Consider the following 16,354-nt stretch of genomic DNA (forward strand, 5'->3'; position numbering starts at 1 on the left):
AAAACAAAAGAAGCCTTGGAAAAGCATAGAATTAAGCTTTTTTCATGGCTTCTATCACTTGCCGGTCCAATCTGCCGGCAGCTTCTTTATCGTACGTTTTCTCATATTGAGGTTCAACGGAAATCCTGGACCCATAGAACATGACATCTCTCACTTCTTCAATTTCCAGAGAAATCAGGGACAGATTAAGAGGAACATTCAGCAGTTTCTCAGTTTTCATTTTGGCTTTTCCGCTAATGGCATAGGAGGATTCATTTGCTATGATATTCAGCACAACGCGAGGATTCCCCTCCACATTTTTAATGATTCGGGAACGGCTGTCGACAACAAACAGGATACTCTCCTCACTTTCAGCATAAACCCATGAAATCGCACTCAAGTTAGGTCCTCCCGTTTCATGATCAACGGTAGAAACCGAGATGAGTTTTTCATTCTGGAGTTCTTCAAACAAAGCAGGAATTAATTTGGTTTCAATTCTATTCATTGATATCCCTCCCCTAATTAACTATAGTATACATCAGAAAAAGAAAGAAAAGAAAACAAATGAAGCATTTACAGAAGAAGTTTATTAAGTAAACAAATCATTCCCCAAGGGACGTTTAAAGGTCTCTTCACAGCACCATTCCAGCAAACATTTTAGGAATGCCGGCTGCTAAAAGAAGAAATACTCTTGTCTGCATGATATACTTAGAATGGAATACATACCCATACTCATCAAGACATGGAGGTGTCTAAATATGAGAGTGAAATGCACTCTGTGTGATGTGATTGAGTCTATAAATGATGAATCATTGACAGCAAAGCGGCTAAGAAACCGCCCAATCCATACTTATATGTGTGACAGCTGTCGTGAACGGATCACAAATAGAACAAAAGAACGGGCAGACACCGGAAATTTCAGGCTGTACCGTTCTGTGAAATCGAAAAATGACTTCTAGCACAATTCTAAAAGGAAGTCTGGCAGGTATCATTTCCGGTATCATAATGGGCTTATCTTTAAAGTTGGCTGAGAATGCGACCGGGCAGAAAGTCTATATTCTGCTGCTGAACGTTGATTTCATTCCTGTCATTGGCAAGATTCAGTGGCCGGAGCTGATTGAGTTCATTTTCCACTTGCTTGTTTCTTTGTTGTTAGGTCTTGTCTTTTATTACCTGACACAAAAATGGAAACTCAGATATGGGAAGAGGCTGGGATTAGCTGCAGCTCTTACGCTGCCTGCCCTTTTTTTATACTTCCCTCTCTCGGTCCTGGCCAGAAAAGAGGTTCCGGCGGTTGATAACTGGGAAGCCTTTTTATATTGGAGCTTGGCACATATCCTGTTTGCCTTCTCCCTGAACCACCTATATCCCGTTTTAGAGAAATGGAAAATTTGATCCTTTTAAAAAAGTGTAAATGATTTGTCTGTCTCTCGAAATACAGGCAGGGGAAATATTGTAACGGCTATTCACAAAAAAGACTAAAAAAAGCAGAGGACCTCGGTCCTCTGCTTTTTCTTATGAACTTGCTTCTTCGTTTTTATGGCTGCGCAGCCTGACTTTATAGATAATCAAAATCAAGGCAGCGACCACCAGTCCTTCAGCTACAGGAAGAAATATTCCCAAGAAGGTCAGTACAGTTGAACCCGCAGCGAGGAAAAAATAAATGACCGCCGACTTCAATAACGGCAATTTTTTTGCGAACCCCAGCTTGTATACCAATACTGATAAAGCAACGATAGTAAGGTAAAGAAGCCACATACCGAGCTCCGTATTTTCCTCGACCCGGTAAAGGGATGGGAAAAAGGATAAACGATCTGTTACATCCATTTCCTGATCACTCCTAAACTGTTAACTAGTTTGTTTCTACTTTTTTCTTCTTAGTAACTCTTTCACGCTCATTTTTATCAAGAATCTTTTTACGAAGACGGATTGATTCAGGAGTAACTTCACAGTACTCATCATCATTCAAGTATTCTAATGATTCTTCAAGAGTCATGATACGGGCTTTCTTGATTGTTACAGTTTGATCTTTATTAGCAGAGCGGACGTTAGTCGCTTGCTTTGTTTTGGTGATATTTACCGTGATATCATTCTCACGCGTATGTTCCCCAACAATCATACCCGCATAAATTTCTGTACCAGGCTCAACAAAAATTGTTCCACGGTCTTCTACACCCATGATACCATATTGAGAAGATTTACCTGTTTCCATTGAAACAATAACACCTTGTCTGCGTCCGCCGACTTGGCCTTTTTGCATAGGCTGGTAACTATCAAAGGTATGATTGATGATTCCGTAACCGCGAGTCAATGTCATGAATTCAGTAGAGTAGCCGATCAATCCGCGGGCAGGCACCATGAAGATCAATCTTACTTGGCCGCTGCCATTGTTAATCATATCAAGCATTTCGCCTTTACGTGTTCCCATGGATTCAATGATGCTTCCTGTATATTCTTCAGGAACATCGATTTGAACGCGTTCTACAGGCTCACATTTCACTCCATCAATTTCACGTACAATAACTTCCGGTTTTGAAACCTGCAGTTCGAATCCTTCACGGCGCATGTTTTCAATTAAGATAGAAAGATGAAGCTCACCACGGCCGGAAACTGTCCAAGCATCTGGGGAATCTGTGTTTTCGACACGTAAACTCACATCTGTTTGAAGCTGTGCAAGCAATCTTTCTTCAATTTTTCTTGAAGTGACATATTTACCTTCACGGCCCGCGAAAGGACTGTTGTTTACAAGGAACGTCATTTGAAGTGTAGGTTCGTCAATACGAAGCACAGGAAGTTGATCCTGATGATCGATTGGACAAACTGTTTCACCGACATTGATATCTTCCATTCCGGAAACTGCAATTAAATCCCCTGCATGTGCTTCTTGAATTTCAACGCGCTTGAGGCCCATAAAGCCAAAGATTTTCGATACACGGAAGTTTTTCACACTTCCATCAATTTTCATCAGTGCTACTTGCTGTCCTACTTTCATCGTCCCTCTGAATACGCGGCCGATACCGATACGTCCTACATAATCATTATAATCAAGAAGAGCTACCTGGAATTGAAGCGGTTCTTCGCGATTGTCGATTGGGGCAGGGATATTATCAATGACGGACTCATAAAGGCACTGCATGTTTTCATCCTGGTTAGCTGGATCAGGATCAACAGATGCCGTACCATTGATTGCAGATGCATATACTACCGGGAATTCCAGCTGGTCTTCATTGGCATCAAGTTCAATGAAGAGCTCAAGAACTTCATCAATGACTTCTTCAGGACGTGCTGAGTCTTTGTCAATTTTATTTACTACTACGATTGGTGTTAAGTTCTGTTCAAGTGCTTTCTTAAGAACAAAGCGAGTTTGAGGCATACATCCTTCATATGCATCGACAACAAGAAGTACACCGTCAACCATTTTCATGATCCGTTCAACTTCACCGCCGAAATCAGCATGTCCTGGTGTATCCAAGATGTTGATTCTGGTATCTTTATACTGAATTGCCGTGTTTTTTGCTAAGATGGTGATTCCTCTTTCTCTTTCAAGATCATTGGAATCCATCGCACGTTCCTCAACATGCTCATTAGTACGGAAAATACCTGACTGTTTTAATAATTCATCTACTAAAGTCGTTTTACCATGGTCAACGTGGGCAATGATTGCTATATTTCTTAAATCGTCTCTCTTATTCAATGTATTCACTCCTGATTGTTGATCGTATTAGATTTATATTAAACAAACATTATGAACTGTCTTCATGTGTTCCTTCATAAAATTCAGCTATAAGCGGCCTGCTTCTGATACCTTCTTTTATATCGCATCTCGTTTTTTCTTCTAACCTGAAAATGTACAGAGCATCTAGTTGGCTTGAAAAAACAACAACTAAGACATTATATCACAGCATTCAGAAAAGCAAAAACAGATTTCTGTAAATATTGCTGCTGCAGTAATGATTTGGGTAAGTTAAACACCTCGAAATGCTTATCATTACTGAATTACGTAAAGTAATTGAGTTATTTCCCTTTGCATATTCCCTTTAATTGGAAGGCGTTTGTAGTGCTTTTATGTAGGCTCTTTATGTAAACTTTGCTGCTATTCTATAATAATTCCAAAAAAGAATAACCTGGTAACCATGAAAAGAAAAGAGCTGATCTCCCCGATTAGAGAAGAAACCTCTTGTATCCGGGGGTGTCCTAAAGCCACTATATTTGCGAAGACAGCCTTACTGCTTTTAATCTCAACGTTGATTGCCGTTCCAGGGGCACCTCTCCGCAGGGGAGTTGTGAAGTCAGCATCCGTTCAGCGGCTTCCAGTTATATCGGCTTTCCCAGAGGATTATAAACTCATCACGGAGAAAAGCAGGGCTACTAACTTAATGAAAGTTTCCCGGCAATAAAATGTTAATGCGCTTACTTCCAGGAGAAATATACTTGTTATCATGTACATTCATTGATAAGATTTTAGACAAGTAAAACTTTTCATTAAAAGGAGAATGATTGGTGAAAAACATTAAATGGGTTTTCGTTCTGTATGCGGTTCTTGCAGCCGCTTGTATAATGGCCATCGGAATTGCGGTAAGTGAAAAAAGTTTATCCCTCGCTGCATTGTCTGTTACTGCTTGGGCAGTTGTCATGGGAATGGGCTTTAAAACGAAGAAAAAGTATAGAGAAGAAGGAAAATTATAGTCTGTGTCTCTAGTGAGCATTAGTCTTTTCAACGTAAAAAGCTGGCCAGAATCGGCCAGCTTTTTTAGTACCTTATTTCTTTAACTTAACATCTTTCAAATAGGTCTCAATGATATTTCGATGAAGGCCGGGCTTACAGGAGAATACCGAACTCTTTTCAAGCATATTCAGTTTCCCGCCATCCAGGCTTGTTACGACTCCGCCTACTTCTTCAATGATGATCTTTCCAGCAGCAAAATCCCAAGGAGCAAGTCTCATGGTCATATAGCCGTCAATCCTTCCAGATGCTACATAAGCCATTTCCATAGCGGCAGACCCATATGATCTGGTTCCTCTAACATCTCTTACAAGCGGCCCAAGAACTTCCCTGTCAATTTTTTTATTATCTGTTACCCAAAGGGCATTCACTCCTATTATGCTGTCCCTTACATCCACTTCTTCTAGCTGAGGAAGCTTCGTTTCATTCACGAAAGCTCCATGTCCCTTTCGCGCGTGGTATAACTCATCATGAACAACATCATAAATGTATCCGAGCAGACCTTCTCCATCCTGATAAATACCAATGGATATAGCAAAATTCCGCTGCTGATGCACAAAGTTCATGGTGCCGTCGATTGGATCTATGATCCAGATTGTGCCTTTCATATCCTTCAGTTCATCTCCAAATCCCTCTTCACCCAGGATTCTATGTTCAGGATAAGTCTTTCTGATCCTTTCAATAAAGAACTGTTCTGTTTCCTGATCAACATTTGTGACAAGGTCATTTCTGTTCGATTTGGTTTCGATATTTAATTGTGTCTGAAACGACTGCCGGATTCTTTCACCAGCTTCTTTAATCCATTGCTTAACATATGTATCAACTTCCCGCCAGTTAGACATTCGATGTCCTCCTTCTATATATCAGTTCTTTGATTGCTGGTAAGAGTCCAGTCCTTTAAGCCATGGCCGTAACCAGCGCTTAGAAGGTCTTATGTATTATTTGCAATTCACCAACTAAGATGTACTAACTTTTTTCAAGCTTAATGTATATTGACAAACCCTTCAAGCATCTTGCATGCAGCCACAAAAATACGAACCCTTGAAAGTCTATTTCAGAGTCCGCTTAAAAAGCTATTTATGTTGATTAAGATTATTTCTCTAACTTAAAGTGCCTTCAGTTTCAGGAGCTCTTCTCTGATTTTCATTAACTTCTCTTTCGTCTTTACCTGGATTGCAGTGTTTTTGTCTTCCATGGCCTCGAACAGGACAGCTAACTCATAATCCATTTCCAGCTTAAGCACCGCCATACGCTGTTGCTGGACATTCTTTTTCCTTGTCGTACTCATAACTTGCTTCATGGACAGTACACCCTTTCCTGATAATATTATTCTTAATTTTCTGAATTTATCTAGTACATTCTATGTGAAGGTTAAGAAACACGTAACTAAAATGTGCATTCACCCATTCATCCTGAATCAGCATTTTTCCTTCCCCTAAATGACTGTGATAAAATAATGGCATCAGCATAAGGAGGAACAAAATGAACTTTACTGGTTTTACAGAAAATGACTTTAACATCTTCACCATTGATGGTCTGGATGAGCGAATGGAAGCTTTGATAGAGACCGTCCGACCTAAACTTGAAATTCTGGGACAGCATTTCTCCCCTGCCCTCAGCACCATGACTGGTGATGAAATGTTTCCCCATGTAGCTAAGCATGCCAGGCGCTCAGTGAACCCGCCGGATGATACCTGGGTTGCATTTGCCAATAATAAAAGAGGCTATAAGAAGCACCCCCATTTTCAAATCGGCCTTTGGGAAACCCATGTATTCGTTTGGTTCGCTGTGATTTATGAAGCTCCCGGCAAAGAGCAGTTTGGAAGTAAGCTGGAACAAAACCTGGAACGTATTCAAAAGATCATTCCACAAGATTTCGTATGGTCGGGAGATCACACCAAACCTGAGTCGCGAGCTTTATCTGAGATGGACGAACAGGAGTTATCCTCTTTATTCCAACGGCTGCAAACCGTTAAAAAAGCTGAAATCCTTTGCGGAATCCGCATTCCGAGAGAACAAGCCGTCAAGCTCTCAGGGGATGAAACAATTGAAATAATAAGTGATGCGTTTGTAAAATTATTACCCCTTTACAAACTGAAATAAACATTGAGCTGAGCATGCAAAAAGAGGAAAGCCCCTGTAATATATGGGCTTTCCTCTTTTTCGTACTGCTATTTCATTTTTACAATATTGCTGTCAGACTCTTTCATTTTCTTCACTACCCGGTAAGAAGAGTAACCGCTTGATTCCTCAAATTCATTGCAGATTCTTTTCTCTTCAGCTTTACCGGGAACAATTTCTTTAAATCGCTTATAAGCCTCCATCAGTTTATCCCGTTCAATACCTTGCTCATAGGCCTTTTCAATATTTTGAAAAAAGCCGACAACATCTATGACTTCTTTTGTTGACCAGTCCAACGAAAAAGGATATTGATATTCCATGCCATTCACCTTGCTTTCTTAAGTGTTTACCTTTTCTTTGCCTGCCTAAGGCGTTCCATTCTATCATAACACCAAGCTGATCATTCGTTCTCCTTATTTGCAAACATAGAACCGGCCTCTGCAGCTTGTTTAACCATCCGGTCCATAAGTTCTTTTACAGGCGGGATATCATCAATCATACCCATTACCTGTCCTGCCCATCCGAACCCTTCTTCATTCTTGCCGTCATAGATGAATTTCTTATTTGCTTCGCCGCTTATAAGATTCTTAAGTCCTTCATATCCCGCACCTTCTTTTTCAAGTGTCAGTATTTGATCTGTCCAGCTATTTGAAATGGCACGTGCAGGAGAGCCAAGCGATCGTTTGATGACCACTGTATCACTTTCCGAACCTCTTATCAACGCCTGCTTATATGCAGGAGATGCATGGATGCATTCTTCAGTAGCGATAAATCTGGTACCCATCTCTACCCCTTCTGCTCCGAGGCATAATGCGGCTGCCATTCCTCTTCCGTCTCCTATCCCTCCTGATGCAATGACCGGAATGGAAACTGCATCAACCACCTGGGGAATCAGCACAAAGGTCCCGATATCATCTTTTCCCAGGTGGCCGCCTCCTTCTGCACCTACCACCATGACAGCATCTGCGCCTAGTTCCTCCGCCTTTACCGCCTGCCTTTTAGCTGCTACAAGCACCAGTTTTTTTATAGCACTTCCTTTCAGCATTTCAAACATTGGAGAAGGGTTCCCTCCCGTCATCGACACAACAGGAACGTTCTCATCAATGGCTGTCTGCAAAAATTCCTTGTAAGGACGGCCGTGCTGCCCTATGGCAAAGTTAACTCCAAAGGGTTTATCAGTAAGTTCCCGGACTTTATGTATTTCTTCCTTTAATCTTTCAGGAGTTTCAAGCGACATCGCAGTTATCTGCCCAAGTCCTCCTGCATTGCTGACCGCTGCGGCCAATTCTGCATATGCAAGGTAGGCAAGACCTCCCTGTATGATTGGATACTGTATTTCCAGCAGTTCTGAAACTCTCGTTTTCCAATTCATGATTATCACCCTTTCACCAATTAGTTCTATCCTTCACTAATGAAATCCTTTCAAATTCGACAAAATGTTAAAAGTGCGGGCTGATTACACTATGCAAAGAAAAGGCTAAATGCTATAATTCTTTATCGATAAGAGCAATCCTGCTTCTTACAGCTTGCTTTATCAAGAATCTTAATGAACCTAATGACTAATTCCTTATCTTTAAGGGAAAGGCTTAGATATAAAAGACTTTAAAGAGGTGTCGAATGAATTGTCTCAATACAAAACTCCTTTATTTACCGGCTTAGTAGAACATAGCAGAAAAAATCCCGTACAGTTTCATATTCCCGGCCATAAGAAGGGAACTGGAATGGATCCAGAATTCAGGAACTTCATCGGTGATAATGCATTTTCGATTGATTTAATCAATATCGGACCGCTGGACGACCTCCATCAGCCCAAAGGAATGATCAAGGAAGCTCAGGAACTGGCGGCAGAAGCATTTGGCGCTGATTATACCTTCTTCTCAGTACAAGGTACGAGCGGAGCCATTATGACGATGGTCATGTCTGTCTGTGGACCGGGAGAAAAAATAATCGTTCCGAGAAATGTTCACAAATCGGTCATGAGCGCTATAGTATTTTCCGGAGCTACACCTATTTTTATCCATCCGGAAGTCGACGAAACTCTGGGGATTTCTCACGGCATCACGAACGATTCGGTTGCAAAAGCTCTTGAGCAGCATCCTGATGCCAAAGGAGTCCTGGTCATTAATCCTACCTACTTTGGGATTTCTGCGGATTTGAAAAAGATAGTAGAAATCGCCCATTCTTATGAAGTGCCTGTACTGGTCGATGAAGCCCACGGGGTTCACATTCATTTTCATGAGGATCTGCCAATGTCAGCGATGCAGGCCGGAGCTGATATGGCTGCAACGAGTGTCCACAAGCTTGGTGGTTCAATGACCCAAAGCTCTGTATTGAACATGAAGACGGGCCTTGTATCTCCAAAACGGGTACAGACTATACTCAGCATGCTAACGACGACTTCCACGTCCTATCTTCTGCTTGCTTCCTTGGATGCAGCAAGAAAAAGACTTGCTACCGAAGGAAAGGAACTGATAGAAAGAACGATCGAGCTGTCTGAAAGCATAAGAAATCAGATTAATGAAATACAAGACCTTTATTGCGTTGGAAAAGAAATATTGGGCACCAAAGCAACTTTCGATTATGACCCGACCAAGTTGATTGTTTCAGTAAAGGAACTCGGAATCAGCGGATTTGATGCTGAAAAATGGTTAAGGGAAGTCTACAACATTGAGGTTGAGATGTCAGATATGTACAACATCCTCTGCATCATTACACCAGGAGACACTATTAAAGAAGGCGATAAATTGGTGGAGGCATTAACAGAGATGTCCTTTCAGTTTTCCAGCAAAGAAGGATTGCTGGAAATCGCTGAAGTCTTGCTGCCAGATATCCCTGTTTTGTCCATGACGCCTAGAGATGCGTTTTATGCTGAGACAGAAGTCATTCCGATGGAAGAGTGTGTCGGCCGTATCATTGCCGAGTTCATCATGGTATATCCTCCAGGAATCCCTATCTTTATTCCTGGGGAAATCATTACCGCAGAAAACATCACTTATATTCACAAAAATGTGGAAGCAGGCTTGCCTGTCCAAGGGCCTGAGGACTTTGACCTTAAACACCTCAGGGTTATAAAGGAGCACAAGGCAATCAGGTAATAACCCATTTAAGATATAACAGAGCAAATCACCACTTCAATTGAAGTGGTGATTTGTTTTATGGCTGCTTTTTTATATCCCGCGCTCAACCTGTTGAGTCTGCCCCGCTCGCTTTCCGGGATATCAAAAGCGGAAGCGCCTTGTCCAGCCCCGACAGGCAAATGTTCCAAAGAGAAAAAAAGGCGGTCTTCCCTTTTATTCTCTTTGGGTTATTTGACCCCGAGGGGCTGGGCGCTGCAGCTGGACGCATCAAAAGCGGAAGCGCCTTGTCCAGCCCCGACAGACAAATGTTCCAAGGAGAAAAAAAAGCGGTCTTCCCTTTTATTCTCTGTGGGTTATTTGACCCCGAGGGGCTGGGCGCTGAAGCTGGATGTGGATAATATAGCTAAAAGTAACACAAGGGGTGATTATAATTTTCCAAGCAATGAAAAAAGCCCCGTAAAAAAACGGGGCCCTGAATGCTATATCCTTTTAATCGTCTAATTCGTTTTCATTGTTACAATCACAGCTGCTGGAGAATAAAACCGATACCTTCTCATCTTCAAAGTGATCAATAGTGTTTAAGCAGGACTGACAAACAATTGTACCCATCTTAAAACTCCTCCCATTATGCAGTAATTTGAAAGCGTTTACTTCCTATAAATCAATAATAATATAACACAATTAAAATATCAAGCCTAAATTGTATGTCACATATACTTTTTTCAAGTTATTCTTTTACCTTCATTAGTATATGAGATTCTATTTGTCTTTATATCTCGGCTTTTTAAATGGAGTTGTTATTTCTTCATGGCCCTTTCATAAAATCGCTGCACATTGCCCGCCAGCACAACATTAGACCAAACACATGCAAATACAAACAATGCTGATAAACGGTTTAAGAACTTGTCAGTGTCTGCAATGACAAATGGTATGTACATCAGCTTAATAGAAAGATAAATAAGCTGGCTATCTTCCGCCGGTAGGCTTGATCAGAAGTACAGAGGCTTCCACCCCTGCAGGGTTATTTTAAAATCAAAAGGTCGAATGAATTATTTTCTCTGGCTATTTTTTTCGGCTGAAAAAACGTGGAAAATAAGCGGAGAAATTCCGCTTATTTGAGTCATAGTGTAAAAGTACAGCTATAATAAGCGAAGAAATTCCGCTTATTTGTAAAAAAAATGCGAAAATAGTTCGTTTCGCTGTGTTTAAGCGGAATAATTCCGCTTATATACCCTAATTCACATTCAATTCTTAAGCTTAACCGGAAAAACTCCGCTTATTTTAGGCTTTATTAATTCCAATCAGCAAAGATACCTCCCCTCCTGCTGGAATGGCATGTAGAGATAAGGAACCAACCCGCTTTTTCTATAGAAAGAGGGTGTTCTATACCACGCTATAAGCTCTCTGGCCCCCCCCCCAGCATAGCCAGGGGGTTTCAAGACCATTAAATTAAGGCTCTTTTCGTAAACTTTGTTGCTATTTGATACTAATTCCAAAAAAACTGATCAAATTTCGCTTTAGTAACCTGGTAATTATGAAAAGAAAAGAGCTGCTTTTCCCGTTTAGAGAGAAATCCCTTAGTATTCGGTGAAAAATTCGGCTGCTGGGATTTTTCCGAAAGCAACAATCTATGTGAAAACAGCTTAAATTAAAAAAGCCGGCAAACGGATATCCGAGTGCCGGCTTTTTATATTATTGCGGTGTTTGAATCAGTTCAGGGTCAAGAATTTCAAATCCTTTATCTCTTAGACCGTTTACTATATCAGCCATCGCTTCATTGGTCCAGGTTCTGTCATGCATAAGCAAATTGGCGCCATTGCTCAGCAATTCAGTATTGACCATAATATCAGCTATTCCTTCTTTATTCTGATATTGAGCTTCCCAGTCATAACCATACGTCCAATTCATCAGAGTCATTCCTTCACTCTTGGCAAGACTTTTAGAGTAATCTGTATTTTGACCAAAGGGAGCCCTGAAAAATTTCGGTTTCTCTCCAATGACAGAGGTAATCAACTCATTCAGCTCTACTATTTCAGCTCGCTGCTCTTCTTCAGTCAAGTCTGGCAGAGACGCATGAGTAGCAGTGTGATTACCGATAGGGAATCCCATTTCATGTATTTTCTTCAGAATTTCCTTCTCTTCATCAGTATCAAGGAAATGTCCATTCACAAAGAATATCGCCGGTGCGTCAAGACTTTTTAGAGTTTCTGCCATTTCCAAAGCATGCTTGTCCGGTGCATCGTCAATAGTCAGCAATGCGACTTTCTCGTTGGCATCACCGATGGGCTGTACAGACCAATTTGCCTCATTTATCGTATAGAGGGGTTCCTTGACTTCTTCTTCCAAGGATTCCTTATCTTCTTCGTCATTGCCTGCAGGCTCTTCTTCTGTCGATGTGTCTGTCTCTGTCTGCGTGTTTTCACTCTCAGTGTCTTCCGCTGCAACAGCTTCGTTGATGACTTCTCCCTGCCCTTCGTTGTCACCTGCTGTTTCTGATGGCTGCTGTTGGGAACAGCCTGCGATAAATAGGAGCAGTGCACTGCAGTAAATCAATTTTTTCATATTGTTCCCCTTCCTCTGATAGGTTGTCTGTTGCAATTATAACATTAACTTTAAAAGTAACTAGAGATAATCATTTGTTCAAAGAACATTTTCAAAGAAAAAAATGTAAAAAGGCTTATCAGAGTAATAATGAAAGTTACTCTGAAAGATTGCAAGATTTTTTTCGCAATCAGAAAGCCGAGGTAGAAAAATACAATGAACATGATCCACTTATACTCTATATGATCTTTAGCTGATAGCCATTGTGCGATAGAAAAAGCACTCCAAATTATGAGTTGTAATAGAAAAGCAATATAATTTTTCATTCACTCACCCTGTAAATAGGATTTATACCATTATATTCACGTTGGGAATCCGTTTAAAACTTAAATTTTTATAAGATTTTTCAATTCTGTAACAATTTGATGATTATGGCCTATAAAATTTAGTAATATGTTAGAATTATGGAAATAAATAAATTAGTAATTATTTTACAGTTTAAATAAAAAAGGCTGCTAACCAGCCATTTGGACAGCATAATTTTTAAATACACTATTGAAAAGAGGCTAATAAATGAAATATTCTTTTTTGTTTGTCCTTTTGCTTGGAAACATCGTGTTCCTTTCATCGTGCAGTTTGCAGAATGACGGGACGGCAGCCGGGCTCAATATTGAGAAAGGCATCCTTTTTTACTCAGATGAGAGCAATATTAATGAAGAGGATTCTTATTACGAGGCTTTGATTGAACTGAAAGAGACCTACCCTTCTCATTTCGATAATTATGTTATAGTAGCAAAAAATAAAAATCACGCTTCCTCTTTTGCTTTTCTTAATGATACGTATCCTGCTTTACTTGTAGTTGAAGACAATGAAGTTATTTGCAAGGTTGTTGGAAACATTCCCAAAAAGGAAATTCTGACACCCATCAGCAATACTCTTGACACCTGGAAGTAGTTAATTCAGTACGGATATAGTTGTTTACCCTAGAATTAATTTTTAATAAAAACTTTAAAGAAAAAAACCTCTTGGATCATCCAAGAGGTTTTTAGTAATTATTTCATGATATGAATAGGGCTTCCCATAGCTACTTCTGCAGCTTCCATGGAAATTTCCCCAAGTGTTGGGTGAGCATGGATTGTCATTGCTACATCTTCTGCCGTCATTCCTGACTCAATTGCTAAACCAAGTTCAGCAATCATATCAGAAGCACCAGAACCGACAATTTGAGCGCCGATGATCAATCCATCTGATTTACGGGTAATCAGCTTCATGAATCCTTCTGTAGCGTTCAATGCCAGCGCACGGCCGTTTGCTGCAAATGGGAATTTAGCAGCTGTGATTTCCAGTCCTTCTTCTTTAGCTTGTGCTTCAGTGTAACCAACAGTCGCCAATTCAGGATCTGTGAAACATACAGCCGGGATACCCATATAATCAATCTCAGAAGGCTCGCCAGAAATTACTTCTGCTGCAATCTTGCCTTCGTAAGATGCTTTATGAGCAAGCGGCGGGCCATCAACAATGTCACCAATTGCAAAGATATTGGAAATATTCGTACGGCACTGTTTATCGATTTTGATTACACCACGGTCCGTCATTTCGATACCAGCCTCTTCAAGGCCGATTTCATCTGTGTTCGGACGGCGGCCAACAGTTACAAGGACGTATTCTGCATCAACAGTTTGTTCCTCGCCATTGACTTCATATTTTACAGTAACTCCACTGTCCGTTTCATCAACGCCTTTGGCCATCGCTTTTGTTACGATGTCGACACCTTTGCTCTTAAGGCCTTTTTTGACAATTTGAGTCATTTGCTTTTCGAATCCGCTAAGGATATCATCAGCACCTTCAAGGATTGTCACTTTTGTACCAAGATTAGCATATGCAGTTCCAAGTTCTGTCCCGATGTAACCTCCGCCGATAACAACCATGCTTTCAGGGATTTCTGAAAGATTTAATGCACCAGTGGAATCTAATACACGTTTTGAAAACTTGAAGCTCGGGATCTCAATTGGGCGTGAACCTGTGGCAAGGATGAGATTCTTGAACTTATAAGTCTGTGCAGAACTTTCATCCATTACACGTAAAGTGTTCTCATCCACAAGATAGGCTTCGCCGCGGACGATTTCCGCTTTGTTGCCTTTAAGCAGGCCTTCAACACCGCCCGTAAGCTTCTTGACAACTCCTGCTTTCCACTCCTGGACTTTATCGAAGTTAACTTTAACGTTCTCTGCAACAATTCCCATATCATCAGAATGCTGCGCCTGATGGAAACGGTGACCGGCTGTAATCAGTGCTTTTGAAGGAATACATCCAACGTTCAAGCATACGCCGCCCATATTTTCTTTTTCAATGATTGTAACTTTTTGGCCAAGCTGAGCTGCACGAATTGCGGCAACATATCCTCCTGGACCTGAACCGACTACTATAGTATCTGTTTCAATTGGGAAATCTCCTACTACCATCGCATTACGCCTCCATTAATAAAAGTTCTGGATCGTTCAACAAACGCTTAATATGGTTAAGTGCATGTTGAGCGGTAGCTCCGTCGATCATACGGTGATCGAAGCTCAATGATAATGCTAACACAGGTGCCGCTACAATTTCACCATTTTTAACCACAGGTTTTTCAGCAATGCGTCCAACACCGAGGATTGCAACTTCAGGATGGTTGATAACTGGTGTGAACCATTGTCCGCCGGCAGACCCGATATTAGTAATAGTGCAAGAAGCACCTTTCATCTCATCTCCTGAAAGTTTGCCGTCACGAGCCTTACCTGCCAGTTCATTGATCTCGTCTGAGATAGAGAACATAGATTTGCGATCTGCATTCTTCACCACAGGGACAAGCAGACCTTTATCTGTGTCAGCCGCAATACCGATATTATAGTAATGCTTGTGAACGATCTCGCTGGTGCTGTCATCAAGAGAAGTGTTTAGTGCAGGGAATTCTCTAAGAGCACTTGTTAATGCTTTTACCACATATGGAAGGAATGTAAGCTTTACGCCTTTTTCCGCAGCAACTTCTTTGAACTTTTTGCGGTGTGCCCATAGCTTTGTAACATCCACTTCGTCCATCAGGGTAACATGTGGAGCAGTATGCTTAGAATTCACCATAGCCTTGGCAATAGCCTTACGCATTCCGCTCATAGGTTCACGAGTCTCAGGGTATTCTCCCTCAGGAACTTTTTGGCCTGCAGCCTTTTTAGGTGCTTCCTCTTTTGCAGATTCCGCTGCCGGCGCTGTTTCCTTATGCTCAGCAGGGGCTGGTGAAGCTCCGCCTTCAAGGAAGGATTGTATATCATCTTTTGTCACACGGCCATTTTTACCTGAACCGGACACTTTACGGATGTCAACGCCTTTTTCTCTAGCTAATTTACGTACAGAAGGCATCGCGATGACACGGCGGTCAGGATCCACTTCTTCACCTTGCTGTCCACCTTGTTCACCGGAACTGATTGTCTGTTCATCAGTGTTAGATTGAGAAGGCTCTTTTCCTACAGCCTGGCCTTGTTCAGCAACTCCCTGAACTTGTCCTTCTGTCACTTCATTCGCTTTTGGTTCTTCTTTCTTTTCATCACCGTGGTCGCCCTTGAACTGAAGGTCTTCATATCCTGGCGCGTCAAACTTGATCAGCACATCGCCTACTACTGCAACGGTTCCTTCTTCTACAAGAAGATCCTCTACAGTTCCTGCAACCGGTGAAGGGATTTCCACCACTGCTTTATCATTTTGCACTTCACACAATACATCGTCTTCTTCCACTTTATCTCCGGGTTTAATAAACCACTTTACAATTTCACCTTCATGAATACCTTCACCGATATCCGGCAGCCTGAATTCAAATGACATAGGTTTATACCTCCTGTTATTGTTTTCGCTTATAGTTTTTGGCGGGATTGGAAAAGAGAAGGGA

Annotated in this window: 17 protein-coding genes; 6 read left to right on the top strand and 11 right to left on the bottom strand. The window is 41.3% G+C overall.

Features of this window, described 5'->3' with window-relative positions; translation table 11 throughout:
• Positions 1–31 precede the first annotated feature (31 nt).
• Entirely contained in the window at positions 32–484 is a 453-nt protein-coding gene (locus FZC79_RS02315) for a pyridoxamine 5'-phosphate oxidase family protein (RefSeq protein ID WP_148945260.1), read from the bottom strand.
• Between the two features lie 253 nt (positions 485–737).
• On the opposite strand from FZC79_RS02315, the gene FZC79_RS02320 reads away from it, so the two are divergent.
• Together FZC79_RS02320 and FZC79_RS02325 are read left to right on the top strand one after the other, a co-directional pair.
• Positions 738–938, top strand: coding sequence for a YlaI family protein (locus FZC79_RS02320; RefSeq protein WP_148945261.1), 201 nt, complete (start codon positions 738–740; stop codon positions 936–938).
• Positions 928–1,374, top strand: a complete 447-nt coding sequence (locus tag FZC79_RS02325; protein WP_148945262.1) for a hypothetical protein — start codon at positions 928–930, stop codon at positions 1,372–1,374. Before FZC79_RS02320 ends, FZC79_RS02325 begins: the two co-directional genes overlap by 11 nt.
• Positions 1,375–1,494: 120 nt before the next feature.
• On the opposite strand, the gene FZC79_RS02330 is transcribed toward FZC79_RS02325, so the two are convergent.
• Both FZC79_RS02330 and typA read right to left on the bottom strand, forming a co-directional pair.
• A complete protein-coding gene (locus FZC79_RS02330; RefSeq protein ID WP_148945263.1) occupies positions 1,495–1,806 on the bottom strand; it encodes a YlaH-like family protein in 312 nt (103 codons plus the stop codon).
• A 25-nt stretch (positions 1,807–1,831) separates the two neighbouring features.
• Positions 1,832–3,673, bottom strand: a complete 1,842-nt coding sequence (typA, locus tag FZC79_RS02335) for a translational GTPase TypA (protein ID WP_148945264.1) — start codon at positions 3,671–3,673, stop codon at positions 1,832–1,834.
• A gap of 806 nt (positions 3,674–4,479) precedes the next feature.
• On the opposite strand from typA, the gene FZC79_RS02340 reads away from it, so the two are divergent.
• Complete coding sequence (locus FZC79_RS02340) at positions 4,480–4,665, top strand: YlaF family protein (RefSeq protein WP_148945265.1); 186 nt, start codon at positions 4,480–4,482, stop codon at positions 4,663–4,665.
• Between the two features lie 72 nt (positions 4,666–4,737).
• On the opposite strand, the gene FZC79_RS02345 is transcribed toward FZC79_RS02340, so the two are convergent.
• Together FZC79_RS02345 and FZC79_RS02350 are read right to left on the bottom strand one after the other, a co-directional pair.
• Positions 4,738–5,544, bottom strand: a complete 807-nt coding sequence (locus FZC79_RS02345) for an inositol monophosphatase family protein (protein ID WP_148945266.1) — start codon at positions 5,542–5,544, stop codon at positions 4,738–4,740.
• A gap of 263 nt (positions 5,545–5,807) precedes the next feature.
• Positions 5,808–6,002, bottom strand: coding sequence for a hypothetical protein (locus FZC79_RS02350; RefSeq protein WP_148940446.1), 195 nt, complete (start codon positions 6,000–6,002; stop codon positions 5,808–5,810).
• A 182-nt stretch (positions 6,003–6,184) separates the two neighbouring features.
• Here FZC79_RS02350 and FZC79_RS02355 point away from each other — a divergent pair, with 182 nt between their 5' ends.
• Positions 6,185–6,805, top strand: a complete 621-nt coding sequence (locus FZC79_RS02355; RefSeq protein WP_148945267.1) for a YktB family protein — start codon at positions 6,185–6,187, stop codon at positions 6,803–6,805.
• Positions 6,806–6,873: 68 nt separating this feature from the next.
• Here the strand turns inward: FZC79_RS02355 and FZC79_RS02360 are convergent, their stop codons facing one another.
• Positions 6,874–7,143 (bottom strand): UPF0223 family protein, encoded by a 270-nt coding sequence (locus FZC79_RS02360; protein WP_148945268.1) that lies wholly within the window; start codon positions 7,141–7,143, stop codon positions 6,874–6,876.
• An 80-nt stretch (positions 7,144–7,223) separates the two neighbouring features.
• Entirely contained in the window at positions 7,224–8,195 is a 972-nt protein-coding gene (locus FZC79_RS02365; protein ID WP_148945269.1) for an NAD(P)H-dependent flavin oxidoreductase, read from the bottom strand.
• A gap of 250 nt (positions 8,196–8,445) precedes the next feature.
• On the opposite strand from FZC79_RS02365, the gene FZC79_RS02370 reads away from it, so the two are divergent.
• Positions 8,446–9,918, top strand: coding sequence for an aminotransferase class I/II-fold pyridoxal phosphate-dependent enzyme (locus tag FZC79_RS02370; RefSeq protein WP_148945270.1), 1,473 nt, complete (start codon positions 8,446–8,448; stop codon positions 9,916–9,918).
• Between the two features lie 471 nt (positions 9,919–10,389).
• On the opposite strand, the gene FZC79_RS02380 is transcribed toward FZC79_RS02370, so the two are convergent.
• Entirely contained in the window at positions 10,390–10,509 is a 120-nt protein-coding gene (locus tag FZC79_RS02380; RefSeq protein WP_113928954.1) for a GapA-binding peptide SR1P, read from the bottom strand.
• A gap of 1,083 nt (positions 10,510–11,592) precedes the next feature.
• The gene (locus FZC79_RS02385) at positions 11,593–12,462 is read right to left on the bottom strand and encodes a polysaccharide deacetylase family protein (protein ID WP_148945272.1); all 870 of its coding nucleotides are present in this window, start codon (positions 12,460–12,462) and stop codon (positions 11,593–11,595) included.
• Positions 12,463–13,014: 552 nt separating this feature from the next.
• Between FZC79_RS02385 and FZC79_RS02395 the strand changes: the two genes are divergently transcribed.
• Positions 13,015–13,395: a hypothetical protein gene (locus FZC79_RS02395; protein ID WP_148945274.1), complete on the top strand. Its 381-nt coding sequence runs from the start codon at positions 13,015–13,017 to the stop codon at positions 13,393–13,395.
• A gap of 98 nt (positions 13,396–13,493) precedes the next feature.
• Here the strand turns inward: FZC79_RS02395 and lpdA are convergent, their stop codons facing one another.
• Together lpdA and FZC79_RS02405 are read right to left on the bottom strand one after the other, a co-directional pair.
• On the bottom strand, positions 13,494–14,903 hold the full coding sequence (gene lpdA / locus FZC79_RS02400) for a dihydrolipoyl dehydrogenase (protein WP_148945275.1): 1,410 nt from the start codon (positions 14,901–14,903) through the stop codon (positions 13,494–13,496).
• Between the two features lie 4 nt (positions 14,904–14,907).
• Positions 14,908–16,290 carry a dihydrolipoamide acetyltransferase family protein gene (locus tag FZC79_RS02405; protein ID WP_148945276.1) on the bottom strand — a complete coding sequence of 461 codons (1,383 nt, stop codon included), beginning with the start codon at positions 16,288–16,290 and terminating at the stop codon, positions 14,908–14,910.
• Positions 16,291–16,354 lie beyond the last annotated feature (64 nt).

This window comes from Rossellomorea vietnamensis, assembly GCF_008180615.1.
Lineage (GTDB): Bacteria > Bacillota > Bacilli > Bacillales > Bacillaceae_B > Rossellomorea > Rossellomorea vietnamensis_D.